This is a genomic window from Paenibacillus sinopodophylli (assembly GCF_005930355.1).
In the GTDB taxonomy this organism is placed as follows: domain Bacteria; phylum Bacillota; class Bacilli; order Paenibacillales; family Paenibacillaceae; genus Pristimantibacillus; species Pristimantibacillus sinopodophylli.
Genome location: NZ_VDBO01000001.1, coordinates 2,290,504 through 2,304,210, shown reverse-complemented (window position 1 = coordinate 2,304,210; position 13,707 = coordinate 2,290,504). Strand labels below are relative to the sequence as shown.

Sequence of the window (13,707 nt, the reverse complement as noted above, 5' to 3'; positions counted from 1 at the left end):
GTCACGCGTGCTCCTTCGGCAACCGCTGCACTTGGTTCACTTACACTTAGTTCGGCTACGCTTAACGAACCGTTCGCTTCCGGCACCACCGCTTATACGTCAAATGTCGCGAACAACGTCGATTCGATTAGCATAACGCCAACTGTATCGGACAGCACGGCGACTTTGGAAGTGAATGGCGTTTCTTCGGTAAGCGGCGATGAGTACGGCCCGATTTCACTCGATGTCGGCCCGAACACGATTACCGTCAACGCAACGGCCGAAGATGGCACCACAGTGAGCGAATACACGATTATTGTCACGCGTGCTCCTTCGGCAACCGCTGCACTTGGTTCACTTACACTTAGTTCGGCTACGCTTAACGAACCGTTCGCATCCGGCACGACCGCTTATACGGCAAATGTCGCGAACAATGTAACGGAGATTAGTGTGACTCCGACCGTTTCTCTCAGCACGGCATCGCTGAAGGTTAATGGTGTGGCGACGGTTAGCGGATCAGTGTACGGACCAATTGCGCTTGCTATCGGTGCTAACGTAATTACGATTGCTGTTACCGCGCAGGACGGTGTGACAACTAGCTCCTACAGCATAGTCGTGACACGTGCTCCAGCTTCTACAGTACCGCTGCCGGAACAGTCTTCAGGAGGAAGCGGGATTGTAACGCCTCCGGTCATCTTGAATGATATTTCCGGTCATTGGGCGGAAGCAGAAATACGTAAAGCGGTAGCGGAAGGATGGGTTACCGGTTATCCGGACGGCTCGTTTAAGCCTAATGGTGAAGTGACCAGAGCCGAGTTCGTTCAGATGTTGGCGAGGTCTCAAGGTTGGAAGATGCTAGAATCGATGAATATTCCTGTTTTTACCGACATCAACGACATTGGATTATGGGCGCGGCCAACCATTTCGATGGCGGTTCAGAAGGGCATTATTAACGGCTACGAAGATGGAAGCTTCCTTCCCAATCAGCCAATGATGCGTGCAGAAATGACTATGATGATCATCAGAGCACTTGGTATAACCGTTGAGTCGGATGGATACACCTCATTCGCTGATAACGCCAAGATTCCCGCGTGGTCACGGCCTTATATTGCTGAAGCAGCCAAGCGAGGCCTTGTCAAAGGGGGGGATAATAATCGGTTCGAGCCAAATCGTACATCAACGCGAGCTGAAGCTGTTGTCATCCTAACCAGATTGTTGAATAAAAATTAGTCGATCCATTCACTGGCCATCCCCGCACAAGAATACAACCAGCCCGCATTCTATTGGATGCGGGCTGGTCTGTTTTTACAGCTTGAGCATTACTGCAGCATGCGTTGATCCTAAAGAATAGACTCCATTCAATCCAGAACACGCCTAGCATCCAACTGCTGCTGTACTTCTTTTCTTACCTCTTCGATACCCGCTTGCCGGAGCTCCTCGTTAAACTTAGGGAGGATCATGTCAACATCTACAGTGCCCGTCATAAGGCTTGAATAGTATTTCTTCCATACCATCTCGATGTTATCCATTTGGGATGTCATTTTGGTTAGATCTGGTGTGAAGCCGAGAACGGTTGACTTTATGACTTCAGCGTTATATTTGCGGAATTGATCCCATTTATCAGGTGGCTCTGGATGATCACCACCCATGGTTTTTAAGATAAACCAATTTCCCTGTGTGTATTGTACGCCTGCATAGCTTGCTGGTGCATCTGGGATCGGGTTGCCTTGACTGTCTTTTTCCGGAATTGGAATGGCTTGCCCATTTTCACTTAGCTTGTAATGCACGCCTTCAATTCCATAATTAAATAAGTTTCGTATCTCAGGGTCGGTATTGAGTAAATTCAGAAACTTAATGGATGCAATGGGATGCTTGGTGTAGGCATTAACAGCCATAATCCCGCCTCGTACAGATTCTGTCGTGACGACGATGGGGGTTACCGGATTCGAAACAACCGTGTAGCCGCGATCCTTGCTCCAAGTCGTTTCCGAGAGCGGCCCGCCGCCTGAGGATTTCCAGAACACTTTATCCCCACGTTTTAGCCCGCCAGGCTCACGCAGCGCGGCATCCTTGTTAATGAAGCCTTCCTTGTAATAATGCCGTAATGTGTCTAATACCTGCCGCGCTTCCTCGGTTTCGAAGATGTTCACGACCTTAGCGCCTTGTTCCAGTGACTTCACCATCAAGGGCATTTTATGGTTCACAATATATTCGTAACCATAGAGTGCGAAGAAATTGTGTGAATCCCGATCTAATTCCATCGGTACATATGCAGGCTCCTTCTGCTTAATCATTCGGAGCAGCGGTTCAAGTGATTCCAATGTATTATACTTCGTAATGTCGATCTTGTACTTATTTACGATTGAAGCAGGGTACATCCAATGATCACGCACGGCCAATTCTTTATTGGTCGGTACACCATAAATACCTCCATCATTCATTCGTACCCCTTGCCAAAAGGTTGGGTCAATGGTATCGTACAAATCTTGACCCAGACCGGTAAGATAGTTATCAAGTCTAAGCCATGCGCCGCGCATAGCGGTTGTTCCATAGTTGGGGGTAAAAGCAATGTCAAAGGGAGTTCCTGCGGATATAATGGTGTTCAGCCGCTCTTCATATTCCTGCCAGCCTATTTTAATATAGGTAATCGTCACGCCTATTTTACGAGACATGATTTCATTAATTTTATCATTTACGAGCTGTAGATCCTTGTCAGGTTCTCCGATCGTGTAGTAGATCAGATTGATGGTTTCACTATAATCATTGTCATCAAAGTTTCTGCTAGGCTGACGGGAGCAACTGGTTGAATACGCTGTAAGCAGCAAAATCATACTGATCGTCATGAAGATACTTTTGTATCTAGAGTACTTTAGCATCCCTATTCTCCATTCAGTCTCGATCGTTGTTATCCTTTTACCCGCAGATCAGAGGGAGATTTCCCGAAAAAGCTGTGAAAGTGTGTATAGAAATAATTGAGATTGTTATAGCCTACGGAAACCGCGATCGTTGAAATTTTCTCATCTGATGATTGTATATGCTGTTGCGCAAGGAGCATTCGATAAGCCATTAGATATTCTGAAAATTTCATACCAGACTCTTTCAGAAATAATTGCCCAAGATAGGTGCTGTTCATCTGAAAGAGCTCCGCTACTGATTTTAAGGTAATATTCTGAGCATACTCCGTCTTAATCATTAATAGTATGCGGTTGACCAGCTTGGATAAGCGATCATAGCTTACACCGAGTACAGGGTCCTTGTTCAGGCTTTCGCAGCTTACATTACCTACTGTACCACCCAGATCCTCAACAATAATTTTCTCAATGACTTGCTGCAGCTTGGTACGATCTAAAGGCTTGAGTAGATAGTCTTTCACACCACAACGAATAGCCTCTTGGGCATACTTGAATTCACTATAGCCGCTCATGATCACATATTTGGTCGGAATTTGAAGCTCGTTCAGTCTTCGGATCGTTTCATAGCCAAGGTCCTTGCCCACACAAACATCAAATATGGCGACATCCGGCTGTTGCTCTACAACCTTAGACATTGCTGCATCCGTAGATTCGCACGTATCTATTCGACTGAAGCCGTATTGCTTCCAATCCAAGATTCGCTTCATGCCCTCTAGTATCTGTGGTTCGTCATCCATGATCAGTAGTTTGTACATCCCGGGTCACCTCTTTCGGAATCTGTACAGAAATTTTAACTCCAGCTTCTTCGTTATTTCCAATCTCTATGGAAAAGCTTCTCCCATAAAAGATGTGAAGCCTTGTGTATACGTTGCGTAAACCGATACTTTCGGAGGAAGTATCATCTTGGCTGAATAGCGTGCTTCGCACGGCATGTAAACGCTCGGCTTGAATACCACGCCCATTATCCACAAATTCTAAAACATAATGATCTTCAGCTTCCCAGCCATTGACGACATACAGGTTAAACGCATTACTAGCGTTAAAGCCATGGATGAAAAAATTCTCAGCCAAAGGCTGCATCCAGAACTTCACGGTAGGGATGGAGAGTAATGCATGGTCTACATTAACTTGATAAAAGAAACGTTCGGGGTACTTGAATTCCATAATCTCTAAATACTTCTGCAGTAATTCCAGCTCACTAGCAATCGTAATCGTATTTTCCTTTTTGACGATTTCACGAAAGAGAGCCCCTAAGGTAGCTATGGCATCAGCGGTGTCTCTATCTTGATTAACAAGAGCAGTGGAGCGGATAACCTCTAACGTATTGTATAGAAAATGAGGGTTGATTTGATTCTGAAGCGCTTTCATTTCTGTTTCTTGTTGTTTGAGTTTAAGCAAATATTCATTACGTATATGCTTATCTAGCTGCTGAATCATATCATCTAATTCCCTTGCGATCATTCCGTATTCATTGCGACGATAACGGGCAGGGCGATTAGGCGTGAAATTGGCTGTTTTCACACGTCCAATCGATTGAATAATGCGGTGCAGGAAGCGAGAATCATCCCGCAAATTGTACACAATGAGTAGAAGTACGCTAATCATGGTCGTTAAGACGATTAGAAAGATGGTGATCAGCATCTTGGTATGCTGCTGAATGAGCATAGACAAATCAACGATGCTAACGAATTTGAAGTTGAACTTGGTCGACGGAAAGGTAATAAAAAAGCTATGCTCAAAGACTCCCTTCGAAATATAGCCATGACTGTGTCCGCTCGCCACGGCTAGACGGGATAATTCCTTCAAGCTTTGGTCCTGTGGATTGCCGATAAGGTAGATTTCGTCAGAAGCACTAACTGCAGCGGCCTTTCCCAATCGATATTTGGGTATGGATTTGAAAATTTGTTCACTGCTTACCAAGAAGCGAAGCTCTCCTAGTTCCTTCGAGCCCAGAGCCGGGTCCGAAAGTTTCTTGCGATATACGAAGCCCTTTAGAATAGTATCTTGAAATGCTTCGTCTGAATTAGGCAGACCGAATAGGAAGCTTGCAATGCCGTTATCATTGAATCGTACGACATTGCCATGCTGGTTGGTATGCAGGCTAACCTGTGTAATTTCACCTTGCGCCCAGCTGTACAAATACGTTTTGATATCCTCTGGGAAGGATACGAGCGGCTGTGAGAATTGGCTGTTCTGAAGACTATTGGTTAAGTAGCCTTCGGCACTGCTGCTTAAGAAGCTGCGAGCATCATCCATCAGACTATGATTGGAGTATATGCGCTGCATGTAAGCCTCAATTCGGTCGGCATCATATTGCAGCTCATTCTCTACACCGGCGAAAGCATTAGCAGCCTCTAAACGAGCATCAGCAACCCATTGGTTCAGCAGCATGGCGCAGGTTAGAATCCCGAGTGTAAGTCCAATGATTACGACGAAGATTACGTATGCAATAAACTTATAACGATAAATTTTGATTTGTAGAAAAGAGCTCATAAGGCACCTCAATTGCAGCAGCTCATCTTAAAGTAAGTATTTACCATACTACTTTATCATGATTATGCAAAGCTTCATAGGTAGCATGAAAAAGCATCCCAGACAGAGTGTCTCAATAAGGGATGCTTATTTCAAATATAGGAAAGGATATGAGTTTACTCATACTTTCTCTATGTGTTTCGCAGAAACGATGGCGTCTATAGTAAGCACGCCATCGTTTCTTCTTAACTTACTGGAAATAACTATTAATTTGCTCTTGAGCAGCTTTCATAATTGCGTCCATGCCAGCGGACTTTAGTTCAGCTGTTATTTTCGGAATCATTTTCTCCGGATCGGATGCGCCTGTAATGAGTTCATATTTGTATTTATCCCATACCGCTTGGCTATTCGCGATTTCCGTCTGAAGATTGCTGATGTCCAGTGCGAAGCCGAGTACGGTAGAAGATGTAGCTGCATCATTCAACTTTTTAACTTGATCCCATTGATCCTCAGGAGCACCTTTGGTAACGGCTAGGTTAAAGAATGTAGCTTGGGAGTATGCAGCCAGCGGCCAAGTATCGGAAGTGCGCTCGATAACCTTCTCGCCATCCACATTTTTGTAGTCTACGTCTAGCTCACCGAATGCGAGCATGTTACGTAGTTTCGAATCCGTGTTGACTAATTCGAGGTATTTCAATGCTTCTTTCTTATACTTTGAATTCGCAGAAATCGCGTTCAGTGAGCCTTGAATCGTGCTCGTTGTATATATAGGTCCGAAGTGCTGAACCATATCGTACTTTTGGACAGCGTCGTTGATTTGCCAGCCTATTTCCGCGCCTGGGAATGCCTGTGCGGCAAAGAATGGTCTGCCTTTGTCACTTTCTGTTTTAGTCGGAGCGTCAGGGTTGATGATGCCATCGTTATACCATTGATGCAGAATTTTCAGATCGGCTATAACATCAGGCTGCTCAAGAACAGAGACAACTGTGCGCGATCCATCATCCGTTTTTACGCCAATGGGAGTGAAGCCGAGCGTTAAATCATCATAATTGTTGAAGAAGCCGTTCAAGCCTTCGCCTTGTGTCATTGGCAACGGATAGAAGTTTTTGCCTTCGCCGGATTTTATACTGCGCAGCGGTTTATCCAGATCCTGCAGCGTTTTGATGTTGTTGATATCGATATTGTATTTTTGTACGTACTTATCATCATATACCCAATATTGTGTCAGCGATGAATCCTTATAAGTAGGAACGGAATAATACTTGCCGCCAATTTTCGTGCCATCCCATACTTTCTCAGGAATCAATTTGTATAAGTCAGGTGATTCACTTTGAACCAAATCTGTAATATCGGCAAAAGCACCCATAGCGACCTGCTTGCTGTATTTGCCGCTGTTTGTGAACATAATGTCGAATGGTTCGCCTGTATTCACAATCGTGTTAATTTTGGTATCCCATTCTCCCCAGCTGGCTACCTTGATGTCGATTTTCACACCAATTTTCTCCGCTGTGTATGCATTCATGGCGTCAATCGCTTTGCTGAAGTTACTCGGTACTTGGCCGCCAATCGTCCACCAGACCAGTGTCGGAATATCTTTATTTGGTTCTGTGTTGTCCTTTGGTGCATCTGTAGCTGCATTCGTTGCATTGGCTGCATTTGTCGCAGCTGGAGAGTTCGTCGAGCCGGAACAGGCTGCTACGGTAGTTGCCAGTAGTGAGAGCGTACAAAGCATAGACATGAGCTTCCAAGGTTTTTTCATTTCATTTCCCCCTTATTGAAGTTGGATCACCGTACGAGTTGTAAAGTGATCTATCATAAACCAAGCTAGCTTGGCTTATTTCGTTGGTTATCCTTTGACAGCGCCAATCGTAAGTCCGGAGATAAAATATTTCTGGAAGAACGGATAGGCGAAGGCTACAGGCAGAACGATAATAATGGCTACAGCCATGCGGGCAGATTCCTTCGGCATCGTTGCAACGAGTACGGCGTAGCTAACACCCATACTTGCGGCATTTTTGGCAAGGGCATCGACATTGCTCATCAAGCTATTTAGCAGTGCCTGCAGTGAGTACAGGTTCTGGTTGTTGATATACAGCATCGATTGAAACCAGTCATTCCAATAAGAGAAGCAGAGAAACAGGCCTATGGTTGCAATGACAGGTAAAGAGATCGGTAGGACAATGGAGAAAAAGATTCGCAGCTGGCTCGCACCATCTATTTCGGCAGACTCAATCAACCCATCGGGAATCGTGCTTTTGAAAAAGGTTTTGCAAATGATTACGTTGAACGATGAGACGGCCAGCGGCAGAATAAGTGCCCAGACACTATCCTTCAGCCCTAGTAAATTCGTATTAATGAAGTAGCTGGAAACTAAACCGCCATTAAAGATCATGGGAATGAATACGACCCAGGTCAGAAACCCATTCAGCTTGTAGGTTGGGCGAGAAAGTACGTAGCCCATGGAGGTCGTAAGCAAAACACCGAGCACAGTACCTACTAAAGTAACAAGAGCGGATACGCCGAGCGCTCGCAGAATCATCGTTCCTTGCTTGACCACATAGGCGTAAGCCTCTCCTGACAAAGCAACCGGCAGCAGATGATAGCCTGACTCACGTATGGAATCCTCACTGGATAATGAAATAGATAGGACAACGATTACAGGTATAACACAGAGCAGCGCCAGTATGATAAAGATCAAGTTGAAAAAGAGGTTTACAACGTTGCTTGTACGATTAAATTTCTCAAGTCCTGATTCGTAAGTCTTTCTCGTAGACACGGTCATGCCTCCTTACATCATCGCGCTGTCAGGATCAATTCTGCGAACAATCCAATTAGCGATTAGAATAGTTGCACAGCCTAGTACAGACTGCACGAATGCGGCAGCACCTGCCATCCCTAAGGTAGCGGATTTCAGTTGTTTATATACCATGACATCGATAGTGGTAGATACGTTGAACAGAGAATTGGAATCTCGCGTGACCTGATAGAACAAGCCAAAGTCAGTGTAGAATATACGTCCAACTGCCAAGATGAACAGCATGACGATAACAAGCTTGAGCATAGGCAAAGTAATATATCTTGTCTGCTGCCAAATGGAAGCGCCATCAATAACGGCTGCTTCATAATAAGTGCTATCCAGGCTTGTGATGGTTGCCAGATAGATGACCATGCCGTAGCCTAAGCCTTTCCACACATTCAAGAGAATAAGAATGTAAGGCCAGTATGCAGGCTCCATATACCAGTTAACTGAATCGCCTCCCATATTGACGAGCGTCTGATTGAGAATCCCTTTATCGAAGCTTAGGAACGCCCAGCCTACCGCAGAGACGACAACCCAAGATAGGAAATAGGGGAGGAACATCATCGTCTGATAAACTTTACTAGCTTTGCGGCTGTGGAGCAGTCCGATCATAATAGCGAGTAGGACAGGCAGTACAATGCCTAGAACGATAAAAATGATGTTGTATCCAATGGTGTTTCGAATAATGATCCAAGCGTCATTCGACCGGAATAAAAATTCGAAGTTTTTGAAGCCTACCCAGGGACTATTAAATACGTTGCTCAGAAACCCGCCGCTAATTCTGAAGTTTTTGAAGGCAATAATGATTCCGAACATCGGCAAGAAGCAGAACAGGATGTACCAGATCGTCGTAGGCAATGCCAAGAGTGTGAGCTCCGTATCCTGTTTATGCCAACGAATCCGTAAGCGCTTTCTTTTTTCTTGAAGCTCGACTGTCGATTTCATGCCTCTCAGTCCTTTCGGTGTTTTCGCTTGTCGTGCACCTGTTGATTTCATTGTATATGACGAGGATTCGATGCTTCTAGACAACAAACTTGATACTGTAGTCAACAAACGTTAGATTCGAACAATTCGGTAACCGGTGCAGTCATCGGTAGTGAGGCTATACAAATGAAAAAAGCTCAACCAGGGTGCTGGTTGAGCTTTTGATAGGAACAAAAAAAAGATGATCTCCTGATGAATACAAGGATCATCTTCTGACAGCTAAAAGTTGCGATCGTTTGGTGTAAGGGTCAAAAATCAGGATAGTGTTGCGCTCACTCAGAGAAAAAAATAAATTGAACACAAAATAACGCTGTGATACAATCAATAGCGTAATTGGCAAATTTAAATAAAGGTGTATTTAATTTTATCCCTACGTTAATTGTACATCTGGCGTTTTGATTTGTCAATGCTCTTTTTTATTCCAGAAAGAGGAAAAAGGAGTGTGTTCGGGAGAGATGGAAACAAATGATTGGCGGCAGGAACAGGAGAGAGTTGATTGGGTAAGGAACAAGCTGCTGGCGAGAATTACTAAGCTGGAGCCAGAGGTAGCAGGGCTGTACGATCAAGCAACGGATATCCGCAGACGGTTCTGGGAAGAAGTTACGATCAATACAAGCACGTATGAGGATTTCGAAGAAACCTTTCACACAATTAACCAGCAATCTGCGATATTGGCTGAACGGGAGCGCGGCCACAAGCTGTTGACTCAGCAATGGAGAAGTATGAACCGACTGCTCCCGTCTCCTTATTTCGGACGCATCGACTTTCTAGAGGATGGCTTGAATGACAATGAGCAAATCTATATCGGTGTATCTTCCTTCGCTGATGAAGAGGGCTTGAGCTTTCTAATTTATGACTGGCGTTCACCAATTGCCAGTCTGTATTATGATTACTCTCCTGGCTTGGCGTCTTATACCACACCTGCCGGAAGAATTGAAGGGATGATGGAACTCAAAAGGCAGTACCAGATTCAAGACGGGCATATCCGCAATATGTTTGACGCTAGCGAAACGATTGGTGACGAATTGTTGCAGCAAGTGCTTGGCAAAGGCGCAGATTCACAAATGAAAAGTATTGTTGCAACGATTCAGAAGGAACAGAATGCCATTATTCGTAATGACCAAAGCCGTATGCTTATCGTGCAAGGGGCTGCAGGCAGCGGTAAAACCTCGGCGGCACTACAACGGGTGGCGTATTTGCTATACAAACACCGTCAGTCGATTAGGGCGGATCAGATTGTTCTATTCTCACCAAATCCGATGTTTGCTAGCTACATCTCCACCGTCCTTCCGGAGCTTGGTGAAGAGAATATGCAGCAGACGACCTTTCAAGCCTATCTCGATTATTGGCTCGGCTCCGCTTTACAACTAGAGGATTCTTTTGACCAGATCGAATATGTTCTTACCGCAAGAGGAGCACAGGGGTATGAGGCACGACTAGAGGGGATCGCATACAAAGCTTCCGAGGATTTCCTGAAAGCACTGCAAAACTATGGCACTTGGCTAGGACGGGAGGGCATGCGCTTCAACGATATTCGGTTTCGGGATCGCAAGCTGATTACCGCGGAGCGAATAAGAGCGAAATTTTACAGCTTTGATCGCACTTTGCCATTAAACAATCGTGCCGTTCTCTTGCAGGAATGGCTGCTGGATGAACTAGTTTCGTTGGAACGCGTGGAGCGCGATGCGCTGTGGGTGCAGGATGAGCTGCAATATCTCGACACCGAGCAGTATGCGGAGGTTTTTGCCATGCTGCATAAAGATAGGGAAGTATTCGACGTTGCTGAACAATTCGCCACAATTCGCGAGAAAATGAACAAGAAGCGTAGAGAAGATGAAGGCGACTTTGACTTCGCTTGGCGGGAAGAAGAGCTGCTCCGCAAAGGAATCGTGAAAGAAAGCTTTCAACCGCTAAGGAAAGGTGTGAAAAAATTCTCGTTTATAGATGTTAAAGGTATATATGGTCAATTATTCGAGGGTGACGCCGCTTATCAAGAGCAAACGAATGGGACTACGATCCCTCCGCTTTGGAATGAAATATGCAGTCAAACGAAGGAGATGCTGCTGAGAAACGAGCTGTTCTATGAGGATGCTACTCCGTATTTGTATGTAAAAGAAATGATCGAGGGCGTGCGGACAAACACGGAAATAAGGTATGTCTTCGTGGATGAGGGTCAGGATTATTCGTCATTTCAGTATGAATATTTGAAAAAACTATTTCCTCGTGCCCGGATGACGGTGCTCGGTGATTTCAGTCAAGCGATTTACATGCAGTCTACAAGCTTGACCGCATCCGATTCGCCGCTAGTTCGCCTCTTCGGCGAGGCTGAAACAAGCCTTATCAGCCTTGTTCGCAGCTATCGATCAACGAGGGAGATTGTTGAATTTACGAAATCAATGCTTCCAAGCGGAGAAGACATTACATCGTTTGAAAGGGAAGGGCGGAAGCCGCTTCTGACGAGACTGGATGGCGGGGAGAAACGTGATTCGCAAATTGTGGCACATATCGCATCGCTCCTAGCTGAGGGCTTCGAATCGATCGCCGTAATTACGAAGACCGCAGCCGAAAGCCGGGAGGCTTATGAGTCCTTACGGACTCAAGGTGGCGAAGCTCTGCAGCTTATTACGAAGGAGACGCTCGTTTTTGAAAAAGGAGTGATGGTCATTCCTGTATATCTCGCCAAGGGTGTCGAGTTCGACGCCGTCCTCGTCTATGATGCTTCTTCCGAAGCTTATGGACTAGAAAATGAACGGAAGCTTCTTTATACAGCGTGTACGCGGGCGATGCACCGGCTTCATCTTTACACGACGGGCAATTGGTCGCCCTTTGTGCAGGCATTGCCAGCCAAAGTGTACGAGAAAGCACCATATTGACGGTTCAGATTCACATTGGATAAGGTAAGCTGCACTTATGAATCTACAAGTTTTGCGCCATCCTAAACCACAACGTTTATTATCATCCATACACAGCTCTCTGAGCAGAAAGCAGGACTATATGTCAGCATCTACGCAAATGAAACCAACGCCATCAGGCGAGGACAGCTTCTCATTGAAAGCCATTCTGCCGCCGCTCATAGCTATTATTGCCGCCATGATCATGGTTATTCTGGACAGCACCGTCGTCAATAATGCCATACCGAAGCTTGTGGAATACTTCGATACCGATCTGAAGACGATTCAATGGACCATTACCGGCTATACACTAGCCTTATCAGCGGTTATCCCGCTTGCAGGCTGGATGACCGATAAATTCGGATCTAAGCAGATTTTCATGCTTACAATCGCCCTGTTCACAATCGGCTCCGTGCTGTGCGGTATCGCGCAAACGCCGGAACAGCTGATTATTTTCCGTATCATTCAAGGCTTGGGCGGCGGCATGGTGGCACCAATCGGAATGACCATGGTGTTCAAGCTCGCACCTCCAGAGCGCCGCGGATCCATCATGGGCTTACTTGGCATCCCTATGCTGCTGGCGCCAGCGTTCGGCCCAGTGCTATCCGGCTGGCTTGTCGATTCTGTCAGCTGGCACTGGATTTTTATTATCAATCTGCCGATCGGCATCATCGCCTTCATTCTCGGTCATAAATATTTGCCCAAATCGGAACGCCATGTCGCTCCTCATCTAGATCTTATTGGGATGTGCCTCGCTCCAATTGCATTCTCCATGCTGGCGTTTGGCGTAAGCGAAGGTGGCACCAGTTGGTCTAGTACATCGACCGTTACGGGCTTGACGATTGGCGGCATTGCGCTTATCCTCTTTATCTTCGTGGAACTGAGACAAAAGCAGCCGCTGCTGGAGCTTAAAGTGTTCAAGTCGTCCGACTTTACACGCAGCATCATCTTGACGTGGATCGTACAGCTCGCAATGTTCGGTGCTATGCTGATCGTACCGCTGTATCTACAAGGCGTTATGCACTATACGGCGCTTGAAACAGGCTGGATTCTCATGCCTTATGCGCTATGCGCGGCGATCGGCATGCCGATAAGCGGCAGGCTGTTCGACAAGATCGGCGCACGTCCGCTCGCTTTCGCTGGTCTTACCGTCGTGTCTATTTCCTTGTATATCTTGTCCGGCATCTCATTGGATACCTCGCTGTGGGTGATCATTGTGTGCATCAGTATCATGGGTCTCGGGATGGGCTTCTCCATGATGCCGCTTAATACGCATGTGCTAAATTCTGCGCCTCGCCGTCTGGTGAGCCGCGTTACACCGTTGACAACAGCAGCTCAGCAAGTCGTCGTCTCGTTCGCGGTCGCGGGTTTGACCGGCTATTTGACTTCACAAATCACTCTCCACGCTGCAAGCGCAGGCGAGGACACCAATCCGCTAAGCGCTGTCGTTGCGGGTTACGGCGACACGTTCTTCCTCTCCGCATGCCTTGCGACCGCAGGCGTTGCACTTTCGCTTATTTTGCGTAAACCGAAGCAGCAGGAAGAAGACGGACCCGCTGGCGGAGACAAACCAGATCCTTCGGCGATGATGGGTCACTAACCGCGGAAGGGAACGGATTCGCTCTTATGAAAATAGCCTTGGCCGCTAGTCGGCCAAGGCTATATGTGC

At 46.2% G+C, this 13,707-nt stretch carries 9 protein-coding genes; 3 read left to right on the top strand and 6 right to left on the bottom strand.

Annotated features, from left to right (window positions below):
* Positions 1-1,209, top strand: a 1,209-nt coding sequence (locus tag FGT79_RS10210) for an S-layer homology domain-containing protein (RefSeq protein ID WP_171056157.1), incomplete at its 5' end; no start/stop codon positions are given.
* Between the two features lie 128 nt (positions 1,210-1,337).
* Here FGT79_RS10210 and FGT79_RS10205 read toward each other — a convergent pair.
* The 6 genes from FGT79_RS10205 to FGT79_RS10180 form a co-directional block, all read right to left on the bottom strand.
* A complete protein-coding gene (locus tag FGT79_RS10205; RefSeq protein WP_138752551.1) occupies positions 1,338-2,855 on the bottom strand; it encodes an ABC transporter substrate-binding protein in 1,518 nt (505 codons plus the stop codon).
* A 29-nt stretch (positions 2,856-2,884) separates the two neighbouring features.
* Positions 2,885-3,646: a response regulator transcription factor gene (locus FGT79_RS10200; protein WP_138752550.1), complete on the bottom strand. Its 762-nt coding sequence runs from the start codon at positions 3,644-3,646 to the stop codon at positions 2,885-2,887.
* Positions 3,621-5,384, bottom strand: a complete 1,764-nt coding sequence (locus FGT79_RS10195) for a sensor histidine kinase (RefSeq protein ID WP_138752549.1) — start codon at positions 5,382-5,384, stop codon at positions 3,621-3,623. The genes FGT79_RS10200 and FGT79_RS10195 overlap by 26 nt, the downstream gene beginning before the upstream one ends.
* 229 nt (positions 5,385-5,613) lie before the next feature.
* Positions 5,614-7,122, bottom strand: a complete 1,509-nt coding sequence (locus tag FGT79_RS10190; RefSeq protein WP_138752548.1) for an ABC transporter substrate-binding protein — start codon at positions 7,120-7,122, stop codon at positions 5,614-5,616.
* An 87-nt stretch (positions 7,123-7,209) separates the two neighbouring features.
* The gene (locus FGT79_RS10185) at positions 7,210-8,139 is read right to left on the bottom strand and encodes an ABC transporter permease family protein (protein ID WP_138752547.1); all 930 of its coding nucleotides are present in this window, start codon (positions 8,137-8,139) and stop codon (positions 7,210-7,212) included.
* A 12-nt stretch (positions 8,140-8,151) separates the two neighbouring features.
* On the bottom strand, positions 8,152-9,108 hold the full coding sequence (locus FGT79_RS10180; RefSeq protein WP_138752546.1) for an ABC transporter permease: 957 nt from the start codon (positions 9,106-9,108) through the stop codon (positions 8,152-8,154).
* Between the two features lie 494 nt (positions 9,109-9,602).
* Between FGT79_RS10180 and helD the strand changes: the two genes are divergently transcribed.
* Positions 9,603-12,020: an RNA polymerase recycling motor HelD gene (helD, locus tag FGT79_RS10175; protein ID WP_138752545.1), complete on the top strand. Its 2,418-nt coding sequence runs from the start codon at positions 9,603-9,605 to the stop codon at positions 12,018-12,020.
* A gap of 121 nt (positions 12,021-12,141) precedes the next feature.
* Positions 12,142-13,638: an MDR family MFS transporter gene (locus FGT79_RS10170; protein ID WP_138752544.1), complete on the top strand. Its 1,497-nt coding sequence runs from the start codon at positions 12,142-12,144 to the stop codon at positions 13,636-13,638.
* Positions 13,639-13,707 lie beyond the last annotated feature (69 nt).

Bases quoted from the DNA above. Each gene is read 5' to 3' on its own strand.
- FGT79_RS10205 (WP_138752551.1), bottom strand. From the start codon at position 2,855: ATGCTAAAGTACTCTAGATACAAAAGTATCTTCATGACGATCAGTATG.
- FGT79_RS10200 (WP_138752550.1), bottom strand. From the start codon at position 3,646: ATGTACAAACTACTGATCATGGATGACGAACCACAGATACTAGAGGGC.
- FGT79_RS10195 (WP_138752549.1), bottom strand. From the start codon at position 5,384: ATGAGCTCTTTTCTACAAATCAAAATTTATCGTTATAAGTTTATTGCA.
- FGT79_RS10190 (WP_138752548.1), bottom strand. From the start codon at position 7,122: ATGAAAAAACCTTGGAAGCTCATGTCTATGCTTTGTACGCTCTCACTA.
- FGT79_RS10180 (WP_138752546.1), bottom strand. From the start codon at position 9,108: ATGAAATCGACAGTCGAGCTTCAAGAAAAAAGAAAGCGCTTACGGATT.
- helD (WP_138752545.1), top strand. From the start codon at position 9,603: ATGGAAACAAATGATTGGCGGCAGGAACAGGAGAGAGTTGATTGGGTA.
- FGT79_RS10170 (WP_138752544.1), top strand. From the start codon at position 12,142: ATGTCAGCATCTACGCAAATGAAACCAACGCCATCAGGCGAGGACAGC.